Annotated in this window: 16 protein-coding genes; 8 read left to right on the top strand and 8 right to left on the bottom strand. The window is 64.4% G+C overall.

Annotation, left to right across the window (positions count from 1 at the left end):
- Positions 1 to 90: 90 nt before the first annotated feature.
- A complete protein-coding gene (locus KR767_RS05105) occupies positions 91 to 3,207 on the top strand; it encodes an efflux RND transporter permease subunit (protein WP_250878336.1) in 3,117 nt (1,038 codons plus the stop codon).
- A gap of 571 nt (positions 3,208 to 3,778) precedes the next feature.
- Here KR767_RS05105 and KR767_RS05100 read toward each other — a convergent pair.
- Positions 3,779 to 4,069: a hypothetical protein gene (locus KR767_RS05100; protein ID WP_250878335.1), complete on the bottom strand. Its 291-nt coding sequence runs from the start codon at positions 4,067 to 4,069 to the stop codon at positions 3,779 to 3,781.
- Positions 4,066 to 4,398: a hypothetical protein gene (locus KR767_RS05095; RefSeq protein WP_250878334.1), complete on the bottom strand. Its 333-nt coding sequence runs from the start codon at positions 4,396 to 4,398 to the stop codon at positions 4,066 to 4,068. Before KR767_RS05095 ends, KR767_RS05100 begins: the two co-directional genes overlap by 4 nt.
- 1,804 nt (positions 4,399 to 6,202) lie before the next feature.
- Between KR767_RS05095 and KR767_RS05090 the strand changes: the two genes are divergently transcribed.
- A complete protein-coding gene (locus KR767_RS05090; protein WP_250878333.1) occupies positions 6,203 to 8,431 on the top strand; it encodes an NADP-dependent isocitrate dehydrogenase in 2,229 nt (742 codons plus the stop codon).
- A 51-nt stretch (positions 8,432 to 8,482) separates the two neighbouring features.
- On the opposite strand, the gene KR767_RS05085 is transcribed toward KR767_RS05090, so the two are convergent.
- The 4 genes from KR767_RS05085 to KR767_RS05070 form a co-directional block, all read right to left on the bottom strand.
- Positions 8,483 to 9,727: an SGNH/GDSL hydrolase family protein gene (locus KR767_RS05085; RefSeq protein ID WP_250878332.1), complete on the bottom strand. Its 1,245-nt coding sequence runs from the start codon at positions 9,725 to 9,727 to the stop codon at positions 8,483 to 8,485.
- A gap of 149 nt (positions 9,728 to 9,876) precedes the next feature.
- A complete protein-coding gene (locus tag KR767_RS05080; RefSeq protein ID WP_166950184.1) occupies positions 9,877 to 11,124 on the bottom strand; it encodes an SGNH/GDSL hydrolase family protein in 1,248 nt (415 codons plus the stop codon).
- A gap of 125 nt (positions 11,125 to 11,249) precedes the next feature.
- A complete protein-coding gene (locus KR767_RS05075) occupies positions 11,250 to 12,197 on the bottom strand; it encodes an aldo/keto reductase (RefSeq protein WP_250878331.1) in 948 nt (315 codons plus the stop codon).
- 65 nt (positions 12,198 to 12,262) lie between these two features.
- The gene (locus KR767_RS05070; protein WP_250878330.1) at positions 12,263 to 12,451 is read right to left on the bottom strand and encodes a hypothetical protein; all 189 of its coding nucleotides are present in this window, start codon (positions 12,449 to 12,451) and stop codon (positions 12,263 to 12,265) included.
- 119 nt (positions 12,452 to 12,570) lie between these two features.
- Between KR767_RS05070 and KR767_RS05065 the strand changes: the two genes are divergently transcribed.
- The 6 genes from KR767_RS05065 to KR767_RS05040 all read left to right on the top strand — a co-directional run bounded on the left by KR767_RS05065 (position 12,571) and on the right by KR767_RS05040 (position 19,334).
- The gene (locus KR767_RS05065; RefSeq protein ID WP_166950178.1) at positions 12,571 to 13,479 is read left to right on the top strand and encodes a LysR substrate-binding domain-containing protein; all 909 of its coding nucleotides are present in this window, start codon (positions 12,571 to 12,573) and stop codon (positions 13,477 to 13,479) included.
- Between the two features lie 503 nt (positions 13,480 to 13,982).
- Positions 13,983 to 14,162, top strand: a complete 180-nt coding sequence (locus tag KR767_RS05060) for a hypothetical protein (protein WP_166950176.1) — start codon at positions 13,983 to 13,985, stop codon at positions 14,160 to 14,162.
- A 153-nt stretch (positions 14,163 to 14,315) separates the two neighbouring features.
- Positions 14,316 to 16,943 (top strand): magnesium-translocating P-type ATPase, encoded by a 2,628-nt coding sequence (mgtA, locus tag KR767_RS05055; RefSeq protein WP_250878329.1) that lies wholly within the window; start codon positions 14,316 to 14,318, stop codon positions 16,941 to 16,943.
- A gap of 101 nt (positions 16,944 to 17,044) precedes the next feature.
- Complete coding sequence (locus KR767_RS05050) at positions 17,045 to 17,539, top strand: hypothetical protein (RefSeq protein WP_250878328.1); 495 nt, start codon at positions 17,045 to 17,047, stop codon at positions 17,537 to 17,539.
- Positions 17,540 to 17,642: 103 nt separating this feature from the next.
- Positions 17,643 to 18,119 (top strand): nuclear transport factor 2 family protein, encoded by a 477-nt coding sequence (locus KR767_RS05045; RefSeq protein ID WP_166950170.1) that lies wholly within the window; start codon positions 17,643 to 17,645, stop codon positions 18,117 to 18,119.
- An 84-nt stretch (positions 18,120 to 18,203) separates the two neighbouring features.
- Complete coding sequence (locus tag KR767_RS05040; RefSeq protein ID WP_250878327.1) at positions 18,204 to 19,334, top strand: acyltransferase family protein; 1,131 nt, start codon at positions 18,204 to 18,206, stop codon at positions 19,332 to 19,334.
- 219 nt (positions 19,335 to 19,553) lie between these two features.
- Here KR767_RS05040 and grxD read toward each other — a convergent pair whose 3' ends face one another.
- Complete coding sequence (gene grxD, locus KR767_RS05035; RefSeq protein ID WP_166950166.1) at positions 19,554 to 20,477, bottom strand: Grx4 family monothiol glutaredoxin; 924 nt, start codon at positions 20,475 to 20,477, stop codon at positions 19,554 to 19,556.
- A gap of 59 nt (positions 20,478 to 20,536) precedes the next feature.
- Positions 20,537 to 21,406 carry a UDP-2,3-diacylglucosamine diphosphatase gene (locus tag KR767_RS05030; protein ID WP_166950164.1) on the bottom strand — a complete coding sequence of 290 codons (870 nt, stop codon included), beginning with the start codon at positions 21,404 to 21,406 and terminating at the stop codon, positions 20,537 to 20,539.
- Between the last annotated feature and the right edge of the window lie 200 nt (positions 21,407 to 21,606).

The raw sequence follows: 21,606 nt of genomic DNA, 5'->3' as shown, positions 1-21,606 counted from the left end.
GGTGCGCAAGCACCCGGCGAAACCTTTTTGCGACTGGTGCGTTCGTAGGAACGTGATGCGTACCCACCCGTTCCCCACCCAGCGTCCCCGATGAATATTTCCGGCCCCTTCATCCGCCGCCCGATCGGCACGTCCCTGCTTGCCATCGGCATCTTTGTCGTGGGGCTTATCTGTTATTCGCTGCTTGGCGTGGCCGCGTTGCCGGGCATCCAGTTTCCCGCCATCTTCGTGCAGGCCCAGCAGTCGGGCGCGGATGCCAGCACGATGGCGTCCACGGTGGCTGCGCCGCTGGAACGACACCTGGGCCAGGTGCCGGGCGTGGAGTCGATGCGTTCCAACAGCTCGGAAGGTTCCACCTTCGTGCTGCTGTTCTTCCAGAACGGTGTGAACATCGATTCGGCGGCACGCGACGTGCAGTCGGCCATCAACTCCGCACAGCCGGACCTGCCGACGGGCCTGCTCAATGCGCCGTCGTACACGAAGGCCAACCCGAACGATGACCCCATCATCGTGCTCGCGCTCACCTCGGACACGATGGCGCGCACGGATCTTTATAACGTCGCCGATTCCATCCTCGCGCAGCGGCTTCGCCAGCAGGAGGGCATTGCCACGGTGGATATCGCCGGCAGCGCCACGCCGGCCATTCGCGTCGATGTGAACCTGCGCGCGCTGAACGCCATGGGCCTGTCGCCGGACCAGCTGCGCAACGCGCTCACCGCCGCCAACGTTACGTCGCCGCAGGGCTTCCTCACCGACGGCAACACCAATATCGCCGTCACGGCGAATGATTCGCTGTACACGGCCGACCAGTTCGCGAAACTGGTCATCGCCAACAAGAACGGCGTGCCGGTGCGGCTGTCGGACGTGGCCAAGGTCTACGACGGCCAGCAGGACGCCTACCAGGCCGCCTGGTTCAACGGCCGCCCTGGCATCCTGATGTATGTGTACCGCAAGTCGGACGCGAACGTCATCGACACGGTGGACCGCGTCAAGGCACTCATGCCCACCATGCAGAGCTGGCTGCCCGAAGGCGCGCGCCTGCATTCCTTCTTCGACGGCACGCCCACCATCCGCGCTTCGTTGCACGAGGTGCAGGCCACGCTGTTCATCAGCCTGGCGATGGTCATCATGACCATGGCACTGTTCCTACGTCGCCTCGCACCCACCGTGATCGCCGGCCTTGCCGTGCCGTTGTCCCTGGCCGGTGCCTTCGTGGTGATGTACGCGTTCGGGTACACGCTGAACAACCTCACCCTGCTGGCGCTGGTGATTGCGATCGGCTTCGTGGTGGACGATGCCATCGTGGTCATCGAGAACGTGATCCGTCACATGGACGAAGGCATCCCTCGCTTCGAGGCGGCTTTGCTTGGTGCGCGAGAAATCGGCTTCACCATCGTCTCCATCACCGGTTCGCTGGTGGCCGTGTTCATTCCGTTGCTGCTGGCGCCCGGCATCATCGGCATGTTCTTCAAGGAATTCACCGTCACGCTGATTGCGGCCATCACCGTATCGGCCGTCGTCTCGCTGACGCTCACGCCATCGCTGTGCGGCCATTTCCTCACCTCGCACAAGAACGACGAACCGGAATCGAAGCTGGGCCGCACACTGGAGCGCATGCACGAGCGCATGGTGAAGGCCTATGCCACGGCGCTCGACTGGACCTTGCGCCATGCCCTGCTCATGGCGCTGACGCCGCTGGGCCTCATCGTCATCACCTTCTTCCTGTTCGGCATGGTAAAGGGCAGCTTCTTCCCGCCGCAGGACACGGGCCTGATCGCCGCGCGCGCTACGGCCAGCTCCACGGTGTCGTTCGGCGAAATGATGAGCCGCCAGGCGCGCCTTACCGACATGCTACTGGCCGATCCGGACGTGAAAGCCGTCGGCTCGCGCCTGGGCACCAGTCGTACCGGTTCCACCGGTAATTTCAACATCGAACTGAAGACGATGGCGGAGGGGCGCACGGATACCACGTTCGATGCGCTGGCGCGTCTGTCGGCCAAGGCCAACCAGTATCCAGACCTCAACCTGCGTCTGCGCCCCATCCAGGACCTGCCGACCGGTGGCGGCGGTGGTTCGTCGCAGGGTGGTCAGTACTCCGTGTCGCTCAAGGGCAATGATGTCGGCGAATTGCAGGTGTGGCTGCCGAAGCTCGTCGATGCACTGAAGAAGAGCAAGGTGCTGAAGGATGTCGGCAGCGATATCGATGCAGCTGGTCTTCGCCAGAACATCGTGATCGACCGCGACACGGCCGCGCGTCTCGGGGTAGGCATCGGCGATATCGACGGCGCGCTGTACAACGCGTTCGGCCAGCGTGCGGTGTCCACCATTTACTCGGATATCAACCAGTACCGCGTCATCGTCAACTCGTTGCCGCAGATGGCAGCGACGCCCGAAGCGCTGAATCAGCTCTACGTGAAGTCGAGCACCTCCGGCGCGATGGTGCCCATGTCGGCACTGGCGCGGCAGATTCCGGGTCTTGCACCCGTGCAGATCGTGCACGAAGACCAGTACACGACGATGGACGTGAGCTTCAACCTCGCGCCGAACGCCAGCATGGGCGAGGCGATGGTGGTCATCCAGAAAACCATCGACGGCCTGCGCATGCCAGGTGATATCCGGCTGGAAGCCGGCGGCGATTTCCGCCGCTTCCAGCAGTCGCAGAGCGACATGCCGCTGCTGATCCTCGCCGCCATCGTCACCGTATACCTGCTGATGGGCATGCTCTACGAGAGCCTGATCCACCCGGTGACGATTCTCTCGACACTACCGGCAGCGGGTGTCGGCGCGCTGGCGGCCCTGGTCATCACCGATACCGAGCTATCGGTCGTGGCGATGATCGCACTGGTGCTCCTGATTGGTATCGTGAAGAAAAACGCCATCATGATGATCGATTTCGCCCTGGTGGCGCAGCGCGAACATCACCTGCCGCCGAAGGAAGCCATCCGCGAAGCCTGTCTGGTCCGATTCCGCCCGATCATGATGACGACCATGGTCGCCATCCTTGCCGCGCTGCCCCTCGCCATCGGCCTGGGCGAAGGCTCCGAACTGCGTCGCCCGCTGGGCATCGCGATGATCGGCGGCCTGCTCATCTCCCAGAGCCTCACGCTCCTCTCCACCCCGGCCCTGTACGTGATCTTCGCGTGCCTCTCCGACCGCTGGAAGGCCCGCAAGGCCCGCCGCCAGGAACGCAAAGCCCTCCGCACCTGACCCCCCGTTGTAGGAGCGCGCCTGCGCGCGACCGGTTGAAACGCTGCGTCGCCCGTTGAAAGATGCCTCCCTACCGAAGGGGGCGATCACATCGGCGATGTTGCGCTCCGTAGTAAAGCAGCCCTTGTGGTGCGTCGCTCCGTAGGAAAGGCTCGCCTTCCGGCCTCGCACTCGGCGCGTGAGCGTGGCGGCGAACGAGGCGACGGGGGCGGCCCTTGGCGCGCCGGCCTGCGGTGTCCCTCGGGAAAGGAGGAGCCGCTGCGCGGCTCAATGTCTTATGGCTTATGCCCCTTCGGGCCCGGGGAGCGGGCGGGGTTTTTCGACTCGGCTCCTGCCTCGGCGAAAAAGGCCGGCCTTCCTGGCCGGCCCCCTTCGGGCCTTTTCCGCCCACTCCCCTCACCTCCATCAAGTCGCGCCAAGGGCCGCCCCCGCCGCCTCTACCGATCTCACGGTGATCTTGTAGGAGCGCGCCTGCGCGCGACCGGTTGTTGCGAACATCTTCATCGTTTCGATGCATCCGGTCGCGCGCAAGGCGCGCTCCTACAGGGATACGGTGTCGCCAGGCGCATCGCTACCGCGACATCCCCCAAAGCCAGACCGCCCCCAGCGACGCGCCCACCAATCCCGCACTGGCTGCTTCAAACACCATCCCCGGCCATACCTCCCGCGGCAGCAAACATCCATGCGCCGCCATATCCCCCACGGCAAACGACCCGGCGATAAACGCCACAAACGACAACACCGAAAACATCCGCGCCCCCGTCGCCAGCGAACAGCTCTGGCCATAACTGCTTATGTAGACAAGCAGGTTCACCACCAGCAACACCAGCGCGACGCCCACTTCCCACAGCCCCACGATCATTTCGCCCCTCCCAGCGCGCGCACCTCGTCCCACATGCGCCTGACGTTTGCTTGCTTCGTACATTGCAGACCCATGCGATACAGCACATTGACGCCCGACATCGCCCGGGCCACGCAGCGTTGATTCGGCAATTCGGTTTCCGCCATGTATTCGGTCAGCACCGACTGCATCGCCTCGGCATACGCCTGCCATGCGGTCGCGTCATTCATCAACGTATCCATGCTGGCCTCGACATTCAGGCCAAAGCTCCCCTCGCCGAGGACGCCTTCGTCTTTCGGATCACTCATGGTTTGGTTTTTCCCTGATGCGCCGCCTTCCGAGCGGGGCACGCCAAGGGCCGTGCCCCTCATCGACTCGGGCGACGAGATCTCACGATTCCCGCGTTTTGTCCGGTTTTCTCACAGGCAGGGCGCTACGCGCCGGGTAGGACGGCAGAGCCAGAAACGGTGAGAAATCAGGACGAAGGCGGGCGTTAGCCGCGTCCTGACAGGTGTTTAGGACGTCCCTGGACCGTCCGAGACAGACGGTGGGTGTGAGAATGCCTTAAGATTTGGCACAGCCATATCAACTCCTGAGGTTGGTTTTGGTTAGCGGGCAGGGGTGTCTTCAGCACCCCTGTTCCGCGTCTTTCTCGATACGTCGAGCGATGGTTGTCTGCCGAGCCATCAACGAACGAGCAGACAACGCGCACACCGTACCAAATTGCGCACGCGTTTGGATATGGAAGGATTCTGAAAAATCGTCACCACACGCTCGTCGTTCCTGCGCATGCAGGAACCCAGCGCCTCGGTTTGCCAGTAAGCGCGATGACGTTGCATCGGCTTTTTTATCGGCTCATTTCGCGAAACGCTATCGCCGATGCGATCGGCTCCCACCCCTTTGGTAGCGGTGCTTTCGCTAGGGTGCTGTCGCGCGCGAGGCGCGCTCCTACATGACTGTAGTTACGCCAGGTTAGTCGTGAGGAGGCACCGGTCGCATCGGCGATCCGTCTTGCGACACCGCATCTCTGTAGGAGCGTGCTTGCGCGCGACCGGTGGTATCGAAACGATGATGGTGTTCGCGACAACCGGTCGCGCGCAGGCGCGCTCCTACAACAAGCTGCCGCGACGTGTGGAGAGGCGGCGGGGGCGGCCCTTGGCGCGACTTGATGGAGGTGAGGGGAGTGGGCGGAAAAGGCCCGAAGGGGGCCGGCCAGGAAGGCCGGCCTTTTTCGCCGAGGCAGGAGCCGAGTCGAAAAACCCCGCCCGCTCCCCGTGCCCGAAGGGGCGCAAGCCATAAGACACTGAGCCGCGCAGCGGCTCCTCCCTGCATCGGCTTTTTTATCGGCTCATTTCGCGAAACGCTATCGCCGATGCGATCGGCTCCCACCCCTTTGGTAGCGGTGCTTTCGCTAGGGTGCTGTCGCGCGCGAGGCGCGCTCCTACATGACTGTAGTTACGCCAGGTTAGTCGTGAGGAGGCACCGGTCGCATCGGCGATCCGTCTTGCGACACCGCATCTCTGTAGGAGCGTGCTTGCGCGCGACCGGTGGTATCGAAACGATGATGGTGTTCGCGACAACCGGTCGCGCGCAGGCGCGCTCCTACAACAAGCTGCCGCGACGTGTGGAGAGGCGGCGGGGGCGGCCCTTGGCGCGACTTGATGGAGGTGAGGGGAGTGGGCGGAAAAGGCCCGAAGGGGGCCGGCCAGGAAGGCCGGCCTTTTTCGCCGAGGCAGGAGCCGAGTCGAAAAACCCCGCCCGCTCCCCGTGCCCGAAGGGGCGCAAGCCATAAGACACTGAGCCGCGCAGCGGCTCCTCCCTTCCCGAGGGACACCGCAGGCCGGAGCGCCAAGGGCCGCCCCCGTCGCCTCTAAGCGACCACGCCACACGCGCCGAGCGCGAGGCCGACAGGCGAGCCCTTCCTACGGAGCGAAACACCACATGGGCTGCTTTACTACGGAGCGCACCGTTTCAGCCGGTCGCGCGCGAGGCGCGCTCCTACAGGGTGTCAAGGGAGTCTTGCTGCACCCTCGCTTTCCCCTGCCGGCCCATCCGGGCCACAATGGACGGGTTGTCCGCCTGCCGGTGCGCCCTTGTGGCCTGCGCTGGCCGGCCCCATGACCTGGCCCACTCAAGCACAAGGCTCGCCGCATCATGTCCAAGTCGCCCAAGATTATCTATACGCTCACCGACGAAGCCCCGTTCCTCGCCACGGCTTCGTTCCTGCCGATCATCGAGGCCTTCGCGGGTAGCGCAGGCGTTGCGGTGGAGACGCGCGACATCTCGCTCGCCGGCCGCATCCTCGCCCAGTTTCCCGAGCGCCTGACCGATACCCAGCGTATCGGCGACCACCTTGCCGAACTGGGTGAGCTGGCCACCACGCCGGAAGCCAACATCATCAAGCTGCCCAACATCAGCGCCTCGGTGCCGCAGATGAAGGCGGCCATCCGCGAACTTAAGTCCCAGGGCTACGATCTGCCCGACTACGTGGATGCGCCGTCCACCGACGCGGAGAAGGAAAGCAATGCCCGCTACGGCAAGGCCATGGGCAGCGCCGTGAACCCAGTGCTGCGCGAAGGCAACTCCGATCGTCGTGCGCCGCTTTCGGTGAAGAACTACGCCCGCAAGCACCCGCATCGCATGGGCAAGTGGTCGTCGGAATCCAAGTCGCATGTGTCGCACATGGATGGCGGCGATTTCTACGGTAGCGAAAAGTCGGCCACGCTCGACAAGGCTGGCAGCCTGCGCATTGAATTCACCGGCAGCGATGGCGCCGTGAAGGTGCTGAAGGACAAGGTGGCGGTGAAGGCCGGCGAGATCGTCGACGCGGCCGTCATGAGCAAGAACAAGCTGGCCTCGTTCATTGATGCGCAGATCGTCGATGCGAAGGCCAAAGGCGTGCTGTTCTCGCTTCACCTGAAGGCCACCATGATGAAGGTTTCCGACCCCATCATGTTCGGCATCGTGGTGCGCGAGTTCTACAAGGATGTGCTGGTCAGGCACGCCGATGCGCTGGCGAAGGTGGGCTTCGATGCCAACAACGGCATCGGCGATCTCTACGCGCGCCTCGACAAGCTCGATGCCGCTACCCGCGATGCCATCGAAGCCGACATCAAGGCCGAGTACGCACAGCGCCCGGCGCTGGCCATGGTCAACTCCGACAAGGGCATCACCAACCTGCACGTGCCCAGCGACGTGATCGTCGATGCGTCGATGCCGGCGATGATCCGCGACTCCGGCGGCATGTGGAATGCCGAAGGCAAGCTGCAGGATGCCAAGGCCATCATCCCCGATCGCTCCTACGCCGGCGTGTACCAGGCGGTGATCGAAGACTGCATCGCCCACGGCGCGTTCGATCCGGCCACCATGGGCAGCGTGCCCAACGTGGGCCTGATGGCGCAGAAGGCCGAGGAATACGGCTCGCACGACAAGACCTTCCAGATTCCCGCCAATGGCACCGTGCGCGTGCTCGCCGACGACGGCTCGGTGGTGTTCGAGCATGCGGTGGAGCAGGGCGATATCTGGCGCATGTGCCAGACCAAGGATGCGCCGATCCAGGATTGGGTGAAGCTTGCCGTGCAGCGTGCCCGTCTGTCGCAGACCCCGGCCGTGTTCTGGCTGGACAAGCAGCGTGCACACGATGCACAGGTGATCGCCAAGGTCGAGCGTTACCTCAAGGATCACGACACCTCGGGTCTCGATATCCGCATCCTCTCGCCGGTGGATGCCACGAAGCACTCGCTGGAGCGTATCCGCAAGGGCGAGGACACCATCTCCGTCACCGGCAATGTGCTGCGTGATTACCTCACCGACCTGTTCCCGATCATGGAGCTGGGTACCTCGGCCAAGATGCTCTCCATCGTGCCGCTTATGGCCGGCGGTGGCCTGTTCGAGACCGGTGCGGGTGGTTCGGCCCCGAAGCACGTGCAGCAGTTCGTGGAGGAGGATTACCTGCGTTGGGATTCGCTGGGTGAATTCCTTGCCCTGGCCGCTTCGCTTGAGCACCTGGGCGAGCGCTACGACAACAAGCACGCCCGCGTGCTGGCGAAGACCCTCGACCAGGCCAACGGCCGCTTCCTCGACAGCAACAAGTCGCCAGCGCGCAAGGTGGGCGAGATCGACAACCGTGGCAGCCATTTCTATCTGGCCATGTACTGGGCCGATGCGCTTGCCGCGCAGGACGACGATGCCGACCTCAAGGCAAAGTTCGCTCCCGTGGCGAAGGCACTGACGGAAAACGAGGCGAAGATCGTGGGCGAGCTCAACGGCGCCCAGGGCAAGCCGGTGGAGATCAAGGGTTACTACCACCCGGATCTGGCCCTTGTCAGCGCAGCGATGCGCCCGAGTGCTACGTTCAATGCCGTGATCGACGGTCTGCGCTGATCCGCTGTCGCCATCGATGAAAAAGGGCCGCCCCATGGGCGGCCCTTTTTTTTAGCGCAGATCCCAGGCCGAAGGCAGGTCGGCCAGTACCCAGCGTGACATCAGTTCATGCATGCGGGTGGTGGGATGGACCATGTCCCAGAAAACGTTGCGCTCCGGGGTGCAGTCCTTGCGCACGGATTGCGTCGAAAGATAAACCTGCGAGCCCTGCGAACGCAGGTCCAGGCAGGGACGGGTCACGTCCGCAAAGCCGTAGGCGCCCGGATCGGCCAGGACGTTGTCGAAGTGTTTTGCGGCATCGATCCAGACGACCTGCGCGTCCGTCCTTTCGGATACGCGTTGTGCGAGCCGCGGTAGCGCTTCGTTGAGCTGCGCCACCGTGGCATAGACCTCGTCGCTGTCATGGCGCCCGGTGCCGTCCATGCCATCGATGGAGCGGAAGGCCGGTGCCCGGGTGAGGTCGGGCACGCCAAGGAGAACGATCTTGCGTGCACCATGATCAACCAAATCATTGAGTGCGGTGTCCAGGTCAGCCACGACGTCCCTGGCCTGTCGGCCGTTCATGGCATCGTTGCCACCGATCCACACGGTGAACAAGGTGCGCCCGATGTCGTAGCGGTTCACGTTGCGGCGCGTGTAGGCGATGAACGAGTCCACCTGGGACTTCACGCCGTTGATGATGCCGTAGGCATTGTCCGATTGGGCGCCGCCTGTCGCCCAGGTGTTGAGTGGGAGACCCGTGCGGCGGGAGAGGTATTCCGTCCACACCGGGCCGTTGCTGAAGCGGCCGAGAAACCACGACGTGTGGATGGGGAAGGTCTGCCTGAATTCATTGTAGATGTTGCCCGTATCGCTCAGGCTGTCGCCGAACGACACGATGCGTTCCACGGGTCGCCCGCGGTAGGCCGCGACATCGCCGTCGTACCAGATCTGGAAGTTCTTGCCCCACGGACCGCCGGCGGCGCTGGCCTGTACGAGTGTGTCCTTGCCCGCCGCATCCAGTGCGCGGCGACAGGCCTGGTTGACCTCTTCAGGCTCCTGCAAGGTGAAGAACAGGGCGCCTTCGTGAATGGTGCTGATGCCTTGCCACCGTCCCCTGAGGGCGAAGTCGCTGGCGTCGACGTAACCGGTAGCGAGGTTGGCCTGGCCTGCGGACTGTTTGTACCAGCAGCGGAGCTGGGCCGTGATGGGGCGATCGAAGGGATTTTCGTAGGTCTGCGCCAGGCTGTTGCCAGCCGTGAAGAGGGTTGCCGCACAGACGAATGCGGCGGTGAGTGTGTGTCCGTTCCTGGACATGGTGAACCTCCTTGGGGATGGGGGCCGGGTGTTCCGGCCCGCTCATCTTCGTCGGAAGCCACCTGGACGACAGTCGGGCATGCCCGGCGGTTATGTCGTCCATCGCCATGTGTCCTGTAAGGGCCACCCGCGAGGGTGGCCCTGTCTCGTTATTTCAGCTCCCAGGCCGGTGCGCCGTATTCCGTCGCCCAGCGTGACATCACCTCGTGCATCTTCGTCGAGGGATGCAGGGTGTCCCAGAACATGAAGCGGTCCGCGACGCAGTAGTCGCGTGGCTTCGGCGTCTTGATGTAGTTGAAGAAGCTGTCCGAATCGATCTCCAGGCAGGAGTTCTTGATGTTGTCGAAACCGTAGCTGGCTGGTGAGCGGAGTACCTGGTCGAACTTCGCATAGGCGGGCACCTTGCGGATTTCCAGGTCGAGGATGCCTTGCTCCTGCGCACGCTTCTTCACATTGGCGATGATGCCGTCCAGCCCGCTGTTATAGGTGTACACCCGCTGATGGACGGCCTCCCTGTCCTTGCGTCCCATGTCGAACACGGGAGCGACGCTGACGTTCGGCAGTTCCACCACGAGGATTTTCCGCGCACCGCCATCCACGAGGTTGTTAAGGGCTTCGCGCTGCAGGCGGACGATGTCCGTGGCGTACTTGCTGTCGTTGACGAAGTCGTTGCCGGCGACGAGGAAGGTGAACAAGGTGCGTTCCGGCTTGTAATCCGGGATGACGTCCACGCTGTCGAAGAAACTCTTGATCTGCGACTCGATACCGTTGATCAGGCCGAACTGCGCATCTTCGGTCTGGGCGCCGCCCACCGCCCAGCTGTTATGGGTGAGCGCGTTGCGCGAGGCCAGGTATTCGACCCAGCTCGGGCCGTTGCTGAAGCGCCCGGCAAACCACGTGGAGCTGGGGAGCGCGCCACCGAAGAAACTGAGAAAAGTCTGCGACACGGTGGACATGTTGCCGGTGTCGGTCAGGCTGTCGCCGAAGGAGACGATGCGTTCGATGGGCGCATCCGGCTTGACGTCGCCCGTGTACCAGATCTGGTACGAAAGCTGGAGCAGCCCGGTGCCGGCGACACGCGCTTGTACGTAGCGTGCGTCCGGCAGCCCCGCGACGGCCTTTTCGCAGAGTGCGTCCACCTCGGCCTGCGGTGTGTAGGTGGTGAAGAACTTGCTCCACGACCACACTTTCGGATATCGCCAGGTGCCGGCGATGGATCCGGGCGCTTCGATTTCGCCGGTACGTGCGCCAGTGGGATCAGTGAGATCCTGGTACAGGCAACGTAGCGTCGCCGTATGGGTGTCGGCGAAGGGAGCCTGTGCGAATACGGCCGTGCTCGTGAGCAGGGATGCCGCACACGCGAAGGCGGCGGCGAGCTTGCGTCCTTTCCTGGACATGAGGAACCTCCTTGGGGATGGGGGCCGGATCGTTCCGGCCCGCGCATCTTCGTCCGATACCCCTTCGATGGCAGCAGGGGAAACCCGGCAACCTTGTCATCCTGCAACGCAGGCGATGTAGGGGATTACTGGGCGCTTGCTTCCTGCAAACGGGCAAGCTCTGCATCGGTCAAGGCCAGCGTGGCGGATTTTGCGATGTCCCGCAGTTGTTCCACCGTGGTGGCGCTGGCAATGGCTGCAGCGATGGAGGGCTGTGCCATCACCCATGCCAGCGATACCTGTGCGGGGGTCGCACCGTGATGCTTCGCCACGGTATCCAGTGCATCGAGCACGCGTAGACCGCGTGGATTGAGATAGTTCTTCACCTTCGCACCGCGTGCCTTGCTCTTGTCGAGATCGGCCTCGCTGCGGTACTTGCCGCTCAGGAATCCGCTGGCCAGCGAGTAGTAGCTGATGACGCCGATCTGTTCCTTCTCGCACACGGGCTGCAAGGCTTCCTCGAAACCCCGCCGGTCCATGAGGTTGTATTCCGGCTGCAGCGATTCGTAGCGGGCGAGCCCCTTTGCCGCGCTGATGGACTGTGCATCGGCCAGTCGCGTGGCATCGTAGTTGGACGCGCCGATGACGCGCACCTTGCCGGACTTCACCAGATCGTCGAAGGCGCGCAGGGTTTCTTCCAGTGGCACCTTCGGGTCGTCGGTATGCGACTGGTAGAGATCGATGTAGTCGGTTTGCAGGCGTCGCAGGGAATCATCCACCGCTTCGTGGATGTTCGTGGGCGACAGGCCGGGATAGCGCGCCCACTTGCCCACCTTGGTGGCAACCAGCACCTTGTCGCGCTTGCCGCTTCGCTTCAGCCACTTGCCGATGATGGTTTCCGACTCGCCACCTTCGTTGCCCGGGACCCAGGCTTCGTAGACGTCGGCGGTGTCGACCAGGTTGAAGCCGTGGTCGACGAAGGCGTCCAGCAACTCGAAGGCACGCGCTTCGTCCACGCTCCAGCCGAAGACGTTGCCGCCGAATGCGAGAGGGGCCACCTGAAGTGACGAGCGGCCGAGTTGACGATGATTCATGCGGGAGTCTCCGGAAGGATCAAATCCCTATGATCGCTTCCGGCGGGTTGCCCTGGCGTGATGCGTCAGCAGGTGCCCGGTACACAGGACGGGCACAACGGCGCGGCCGGCTCCGGGCGTGGGCATTCCTTCAGGGCCTTGTCAGGTTTTTCCGTGGCGGCCGGGCGCGTTTCCGTGCGGGCCAGCCGGAACAGCAGTTCCCGGTCCACGATATGGCCGTGCAGTACTGCCAGGCCGGTGAAGATCGAAGCCATGACGCCCTCCCATGAGATATCGCCGCAATGCCTTGCGACTTTCAGTGAGCTAAAGGCTGCGCCTTTCACAGGCCCCGTAAAAGCGATATGTTTGCAAGCAGGACTTGAGGAAAATTCATATGTCCCGTCTGCCGCTCGGCCTGCTCCAGGGATTTGTCCTCGTCGCCCGCTCGGGCAAGTTCTCGCGTGCCGCCGAGCAGCTGAACCTGACCGTCAGCGCGCTCAGCCACCAGATTCGCAATCTTGAAGAGCGGCTGGGGCGTTCGCTGTTCGACCGCGGTCCACGCGGCGTCACGCTCACGGCCGATGGCGCACAACTGCTGGATGCCATCGGGCACCATTTCGAGGGCATCGAGCAGGCCCTGGGGCGCTACCAGAACCGCCACCAGGACGCCGTCACCCTCAGCATGCTGCCGTCCGTGGCGTCCAGCTGGCTGGTGCCGCGCCTGCCCCGGCTGGTGGCCGCGCACCCCGAGCTGGAACTGAGCCTGCATTCCTCGGCCGAGGTGGTCGATTTCGACCGCGAGCCCACCATCGACTGCGCCATCCGCTATGGCCTGGGCGTGTGGCCGCGCACGAAGGCCGAGCGTCTTTTCGGCGAATACATCGTGCCCATCGCCAGTCCTTCGCTGGTCCGCCGCATGGGCGGCCTGCCGGATACCTCATTGCAGGGCTGGCCGCTGCTGGGCGATCCCTCGGGGCGCTGGAAGGACTGGGCATCCGAATTCGGCATGCCGCTGCCGTCGCGCTATGTGGCGCGCTTCGACAATACGGAGAGCCTGCAGCGGGCCGTGCTGGAGGGGCTGGGCGTGGCGCTGGGGCGTCTGGTGATGGCCCGCTCGCTGATCGAGTGCGGGGCGCTCACGGTGCTGTGCAAGGAGCGCATGCGGGTGTCGGAGGCGTATTACCTGGCCTACCCGAAGCGCTCCGAGTTGCATTGCGGAGTGACCAAGTTCCGCGAGTGGCTGCTGGCCGAGGCGGCGGTGTATGAGGCGGGGCTGGTGGAGGGCGGGCCGCTGCCGGCCTGAGTGGTGTTGCTCCAGGCCGGTCGCACGCGAGGCGCGTTTCGAGGTTGCGGCTGCGCCGCCGTGTTCTTGTTCGCGCGCAGGGCACGCTCCTGCAAACGCCGCTTCGGGCCGGTCGCGCGCAGGCGCGCTCCTACAGGGCGGATTGTGTAGGAGCGCGCCTTGCGCGCGACCGGTCCAGGGCGGCATCTGCCCGCCCGCCATGCCCCCTCACATCCCCGCCACCAAACCGTATTTCCGGGCTTGACCCATCTACGTTGCGGCGCGACAATTCGCCGGCTACCCGAGCGGCTTTCAGTGCCCGGATGGCACCCTCCTTAGCTTATCCAGGCATATGGACGTACACCCTAGTCGACGCGCCAGCATCCGCAAGCATCGGGTACTGGCGTTGAAAAATAAAATCGCCCGCGGCGACCGTACCCGGTCGGCCGGCGCTTTCCTTCACTAGGGAAAGTCCGGCTCACCTCGACGGAAGCCGTGAGCTTCCGTTATTCGAGGATTGAGCCATGAACCTCCTGCTCGAAAAGACCGGTCCGCTCATGTTCGGCCGCCGTCTCGCATTCGCTCTTGCCCGTCGCCGCAACACCAGCACCGTGCCCGCCAAGCGCACGATCACCGTGCCGCGTTCCCTGGAAGCCGCTGAAAGCTCTTTGAAACGGGCGGAAGGCAAACTGTCACAGCCATGAACAGCGATATAGACAGTACGGCGCGGCCCACGCCGTCCTTCGTCACGACCACCCGGAATACCGTCCGTCGGCCCCTGCCGGCGCGCCTGCTGTCAGCCACCTGCTGAGAGCCGCTCGCGCCGCCGGAGTCTGCGTCCGGAAAGGTAGCGAGCCATGAAGAACCACACCTCGCCGGCGGCCGTCGCCGCCAAGACCTTCACCAACGCCACGGCGGACGCATACCGTCCGGCGGATGAGCTGCTGCGCTCGCTCGACTCGCGCACGGACGGCCTCGACGAAGAAGCCATTGCCGAGCGGCTGGACCGCGACGGCATCAACGAGGTGGGCCACGAGAAGCCGGCGCACTGGTCGATCCAGCTGCTGCGCGCCTTCCGCAACCCGTTCATCATCGTGCTGCTCGTGCTGGCGGTGGTGCAGCTGTTCACCGACCCCGACGACCTCACCGGCCCGGTGATCATCGGCGTGATGGTCAGCATCAGCGTGCTGCTCTCCTTCACCCAGGAGTACCGCTCCTCGATGGCGGCGGAGAAGCTCAAGGCGATGGTGCGCAACACGGCCACCGTCACCCGCCGTGCGGAAGACGGGCACGCCGAGCGCATCGAAGTGCCGGTGGAAGAACTGGTGGTGGGCGACATCGTCCACCTGGGCGCCGGCGACATGATCCCGGCCGACCTGCGCCTGCTGGCGGCCAAGGACCTCTTCATCAGCCAGGCCATCCTTACCGGCGAATCCCTGCCGGTGGAAAAGGCGGCGCCCAACGGTCACGTCCAGGCGGTGGATTCCAGCGGCCCGCTCGACCTGCCCACCGTCTGCTACATGGGCACCAACGTGGTCTCCGGCACGGCCACGGCCGTGGTGCTGGCCACCGGTGCCCGCACCTACCTGGGCTCGCTCGCGCGCACGTTGTCCGGCGAGCGTGTGCAGACCAGCTTCGACCGTGGCATCTCCTCGGTAAGCTGGCTGCTGATCCGCTTCATGGCGGTGATGGTGCCGGTGGTGTTCCTCATCAACGGCATCGACAAGCACGACTGGTTGGGCGCCTTCATGTTCGGCCTGTCGGTGGCCGTGGGCCTCACACCGGAAATGCTGCCGCTGATCGTCACCGCCAACCTCGGCAAGGGCGCCATCGCCATGTCGAAGCGCAAGGTGGTGGTCAAGCGCCTCAACGCCATCCAGAACTTCGGCGCCATGGACGTGCTGTGCACGGACAAGACCGGCACCCTCACGCTCGACAAGATCGTGCTGGAACGCCATGTCGACCTCGCGGGCGAGGATTCCGACGAAGCACTGGAGTGGGGCTATCTCAACAGCCGCTTCCAGACCGGCCTGCGCAACCTCATGGACAAGGCCGTGCTCACCCACCGCGACCTCGAAGCCGTGGCGAGCCGCTTCCGCATCGTCGACGAGATCCCCTTCGACTTCCAGCGCCGCCGCATGTCCGTGGTGGTCACCGACGGCCGCGACGAGCAGTTGCTGATCTGCAAGGGCGCCGTGGAGGAAATGCTGCAGATCTGCACCGAGGCGCGCACTGGCGACGTCGTGGAGCCGCTCACCGACGAGAAGCGCCGCGAGATCCGCGCGATGACCCGTCGTCTCAACGAAGACGGCCTGCGCGTGCTGGTGGTGGCCGTACGCCGCGACCCGACGGGCGACCGCGCCTACGGCGTGGCCGACGAGGCGGGCCTTACCGCCGTGGGTTGCCTGGCCTTCCTCGATCCGCCAAAGGACTCCGCCGCCACGGCGATCCGCGCGCTGAACCACCACGGCGTGGCGGTGAAGGTGATCACGGGCGACAACGAGGCCGTGACCCGCAAGATCTGCTCGGAAGTGGGCCTGGACGTCACCGCCTCGGCGCAGGGGCGCGATATCGAACTGCTCGACGACGATGCGCTCGACGCCATGGTGGAGAAGACCACCGTGTTCGCGAAGATGTCGCCCGTGCAGAAGGCCCGCGTGGTGAAGGCGCTTCAGCGCCGCGGCCATACCGTGGGCTTCCTGGGCGACGGCATCAACGATGCGCCTGCGCTGCGCGACGCCGACGTGGGCATCTCGGTGGATACCGCCACCGATATCGCCAAGGAGTCGGCCGACATCATCCTGCTCGAAAAGAACCTGATGGTGCTGGAGGAGGGCGTGCTCGAAGGGCGCGTCACCTTCGGCAACATCATGAAGTACATCAAGATGACGGCCAGCTCCAACTTCGGCAACGTGTTCAGCGTGCTGGTGGCGAGCGCCTTCCTGCCGTTCCTGCCGATGATGCCCTTGCAGATCCTTGTGCAGAACCTGCTCTACGACCTCTCCCAGTTGTCGATTCCGTTCGATCGCATGGACGAGGAATACCTGCGCTCGCCGCAGAAGTGGGATGCCGGCGACATCGGCCGCTTCATGGTGTGGATCGGTCCGGTCAGCTCGGTATTCGACATCACCACTTTCTGGCTGATGTGGCATTACTTCGGCGCCAACTCGCCCGAGCACCAGTCGCTGTTCCAGTCCGGCTGGTTCATCGAGGGCCTGTTGTCGCAGACGCTGATCGTGCACATGATCCGCACACGCCGCATTCCGTTCCTTCGCAGCGTGGCCTCCGCGCCGGTGCTGGCGCTGACCAGCGCGATCATGATCGTGGGCATGCTCATCCCTTACTCGGGCCTGGGCGCACGCATCGGCATGCAGCCTCTGCCGGGCATCTACTTCGCCTGGCTGGCGCTGACCCTGGCCTGCTACTGCGTGCTGACCCAGGTGATGAAGACGATTTACATCCGTCGTTACGGGCGCTGGCTATAACCCCAGGCGCGACGGGACTACACGTCACTTCCGGCGCCACGGGACAGACCCGTGGCGCCTTTGACGGTGAGATATCGACTCCCTAACCAAGGAGTCACCCGATGATCCGAACCGCCCTCGTCGCCGTCCTGTTCACCGTTTCCGCCACGGCATTTGCGCAGACTGCGCCCAACCCGGCACCCGCTCCGGCACGTTATGTCGACGCCACCGACTGGCCGGTGTCCGAAGCCGGCATGGATCGCTTCTTCAGCGCCGAGGCTCGCCTCGGTACCGCTTTCGACAAGGTCTGCGGCGATACCTTCTGCGAAGGCGATTACGCCAACCTCCGGCCCCTGCAGCTGCGCTGTTCGGTCGACTCGACCAAGGCCAGCGTCAAGCAATGTGTCTGGACCTTCGCCGGCAGCTACGCCGGCGTGAACGGCAAGTCGGGCGCGGTGCAGGTCAACGCCAAGCTGTACAAGTGCAAGCTCACCCTCGCCAAGGACACCCCGGTGGAAGACTTCTACAAGGTGCTGGAAGGCGAGCATCCGCTGGAAACGAAGTTGCCGGGCTCGCGGCTGTCCATCTACGACAGCCTGGTCGGTTGCCTCGTGTAAGCCACCGGTTCGTCGCGACAAGTCCACGGCCCGCCGCATCCTGCTATGCGGCGGGCCTTTGCTTTGCTGTCCTTGGGCCTCCCTGGTCAACGGAGTCGCCCTGATGAACCTTCGTCCCTGCCTGTTCGCCCTTGCCCTCCTGCTGCCGTTGCCGGTGCTGGCTGACGATGCACGGGCCGATATCCAGAAAGTCGTCGATACGTTCCAGACCTCGCTGAAGGCCCATGACGCGAAAACGCTCGGCTCGCTCTTCGTGGCCGACAGCAAGGGCTGGTATACGGCGCTCGGCGAAGCCTCGCTGGTCAAAGTCCGCAAGGAGCATCCGGGCAAGGACGTACCGCGCTACAAGCCCGGCAGCTGGCAGGAATTCACCGATTTCGTGGGCAAGGCGAAGGGGCCGATCGAGGAGCGCTTCCACAATGTCCGCATCCAGACGGACGGTGCGATCGGCACGGTGTATTTCGATTTCGACTTCCTGATGGACGGCAAGGTGCAGAACCACGGTGCCGAAACCTGGCAGATGCTGCGCACCGACGATGGCTGGAAGATCGTGGCGATGCTCTATTCCAGCAATTTCTGACGCTGCCTGCGTCCGGCCATTTTTCCACCCCGGCCGCGCCACGGGCGCGGCCCAGATTGTCACGATCCATCCCAAGGACGTTCCATGGACCGCCAGCCCGGCCTCGATACCCTGCGCGCCGTTGCCATTGCATGGGTGATGCTGTTTCACAGCTATCTCGTCGGCGGGCTGGGCGAAGGCTTCGGGATGCTGGAACGATCCGGCTGGATGGGCGTGGATCTGTTCTTCGTGCTGAGCGGTTTCCTGATCGGCCGGCAGGTGCTGGCTTCGTTGCAGCGCACGGGACACGTCGATTTCCCCGGCTTCTACAAGCGCCGCATGATCCGCATCCTGCCAGCCTTCTTCGTGGTGCTGGCGTTGTATGCCTTCTGGCCCGCATGGCGGGAAACACCGGGCATGCAACCCTTATGGCAGTTCGCGACCTTCACCTTCAACCTGCTTTACGACAATGGCGACAACTACGCGTTCTCGCACGTGTGGTCGTTATGCGTGGAAGAGCAGTTCTACCTGGTGTTCCCCTTTCTGGCGTTCGCGCTGTCGCGACGTCCTTCAGTGCGTGGTTTTGCGCTGACGTGCTCGTTGGTGCTGGTCGGCGGCATCCTGCTGCGCACATGGCTCTGGTCGCATTTCATCCACCCGATCGTCGCGGCGGGTGAAAGGCCGGGCGTTGAATACCTGCGCTATCTCTATTACCCCACCTGGTCGCGCTGCGACGGTCTGCTGGCCGGTGTGCTCATCGCCGCGATCACGGTCTACCGGCCGGTGCTTATGGCACGCATACATGCGCATGCCGGCATGGTCTTCGTGGGTGGCCTGGTGTGCCTGGGTGCGTCGATCGTGTTGTTCGACAGGGCGCGAGTGGATTTCTGGCCGTGCGTGCTGGGTTATCCGCTTGTAGCGTTGTCGATGGCGTTGTTCGTCGCGGCGGCATCCGGAGCAACATGGTTCGGCACGCTGCGCATCCCAGGCGCCGGCTGGCTGGCCCGGGCCTCCTACAGTCTTTATCTCAGCCACAAGGGCGTTTTCACCCTCGTGGACCATGCCATCGGCGAATCGCTGGATGACCACCGCTTCGTACGCTTCGCCATCTTCACCGTCGCCACGCTGGCAGGCGGCGCGGTGCTGCACTACGCGATAGAACGCCCCTTCCTCCGCTGGCGCGACCGACATGCAGGACCGCGCCTCGCGCGCGACCCGTCCCTGCGGGCGACGTGACATGGCGCAAGCGTGCTGTTGTAGGAGCGCGCCTTGCGCGCGACCCGTCCCTGCGGGCGCCGTGACATGGCACAAGCGTGCTGTTGTAGGAGCGCGCCTTGCGCGCGACAGCCTATGAAATATCGTGCATCACGCCACGATGTGGTCGCGCGCAGGGCGCGCTCCTACAAAAGGAAACGGCGCCCCAGGGCGCCGTTTCCTTATAAAAATGCAGCAGGCTCAGTACCGGGCGACGCTCGGATCGACCTCGCGGGCCCACGCATCCATACCGCCTTCCACATTGAACAGCTGCGTGAAGCCATGCGCTGCGAAGCGCTCGGCCGCGGCGCGGCTGGAGATGCCGTGGTGGCAGATGAAGGCGATCGCCGTGTCCTTCGGCAGCGAGGCCAGGGCCTCGTAGCCCTCGTCTTCGAGGATGCGCGCACCGGCAAGCGGCGCGGCCATGGCGCGACCGTGCGCCGGGCGCACGTCCACGAGCACGATGTCGCCGGCAGACAGGCGATCCTTCAGCTGGTGCACCGACAGCGTGCCGATCTCCACGGCGCCCGGGAACTTCAGGCTGAGGCCTTCACCCTGCACGGTGGTGACCCAGTCGATCACGATGCCCTTGGCGCGCTGGGCACTGCCCGGGTCGAAATGCACTTCGATGCCGTTGGCCACGGTGACGATGTCGAAATCACCGGCCGGGGCCAGTTGGAAGCCGGCGCTGTGGTCCGGACCGATCTCCAGGTGCAGGGCCATGTCCTGCGCATTGGCCATGCCGCCACGGATGGCGTCGGCGGCCTTGTCGGTGATGGTGATTTCCGGCGGCGTGCGGTCCGGCGGGCTGGAGCCGAACAGGGTGTAGAGCTCACCGCTGGTGTAGAGCTGGCGGATGATGTCCGAGCCGCCTACCAGCTCGCCCTTCACGTACAGCTGCGGGATGGTCGGCCACTGGCCGTATTCCTTGATGCCCTCGCGGATTTCCGGGTCTTCCAGCACGTTCACGGTGTGGTACTGGTCGACCACGTCGTTGAGCGTGTTGGTGGCGGCGGCGGAAAAGCCGCACATCGGCTGCTGGCGCGTGCCCTTCATGAACAGCACGACCTCGTGCTGGGCGAGCAGGGCTTCGATGCGCTCGCGGGTGGGGGTATCAAGGGCCATTCTGGTTCACCGCGGGTGGGGAAAGGAGCCCATTTTACATGGGCTCGGCCCTGTCCGTTTCAACCCGCTACCGACACCTCGGCACGCAGGGTCGACAGGTCGGCCCGGCAGTCCGCCAGCGGGGCAAAACTGAGTACCGCCTCGGGGGAGGGCAACACGGTCTCACGGCTGGCGCGACCTAACGGCGTGTACCGCTCGGTCCAGTGGATCAGCTCCATGGCGCCGGTGAAGTCCTCGACCAGCGCCGTGCAGTGCTCCACCCAGTCGCCGTCGTTGAGGTACAGGATGCCGTCGATGGGGCGCATGTGGCCGAAGTGGATATGGCCGCAGATATGACCGTCCAGCCCGCGCTCCTTTGCATCCTTGGCCACTCTTTGTTCGTAACCACGGATGTATTCCATGGCCAGGCGGATGTGCGACTTGATGATGATCGACAGCGGCAGGTAGGGCAGTTCGAGGCGGCGGCGCACTGCGTGCATGCGCCGGTTGGCCCAGCAGATGACGCGGTGCATGGCATCGCCCAGTACCGTGAGCCAGCGCTTGCCGATGTGCTCGGGGTCGAACTCGTCGCCGTGGCTCACCCGGTAGCGGCGGCCATCGGCGCCTTCGTGCAGGGCGTCCAGCTCCACGCGGATGCCCGCGATGGTGGAGCCGGCGAGCCCGCGCATCTGGAAGTCGTGGTTGCCGGGGATATAGATCACCTCGACCCCGCGCGCGGCGATGGCGATGATCTCGGCGATCACCGCGCTGTGGTCCGGGTGCCACCAGTGGCGCTTGGCGAGTGCTTCCAGGTCGACGATGTCACCGACCAGGTACAGGCGCTCGCAATCCAGGTGATGGAGGAAGTCGAGCAGATAGGCGGCCTTGCAGTCGGGCGTGCCGAGGTGCACGTCGGAGATGAAGGCGCTGCGGCAGGTGATCTTGGCCATGGCGTCGGTTTCCGGGGCTGTCCCGGGGCGCCAGTGTCTGCTTGAGACGTAACCGCGTCGTGGCGTGGGTATTTCAGTGAGGTTTCGGGGGTAAGCCTATGTTTCAGCTGGGGGTGGCTGCTGGCTGGGTGGTTTCACGTTGTACCGGTCGCGCGCAAGGCGCGCTCCTACACAAGCACAGCACCCCCTGTAGGAGCGCG

The organism is Luteibacter anthropi (genome assembly GCF_023699965.1).
GTDB lineage: Bacteria > Pseudomonadota > Gammaproteobacteria > Xanthomonadales > Rhodanobacteraceae > Luteibacter > Luteibacter anthropi.
This window is presented reverse-complemented; position numbering and strand designations above follow the sequence as displayed.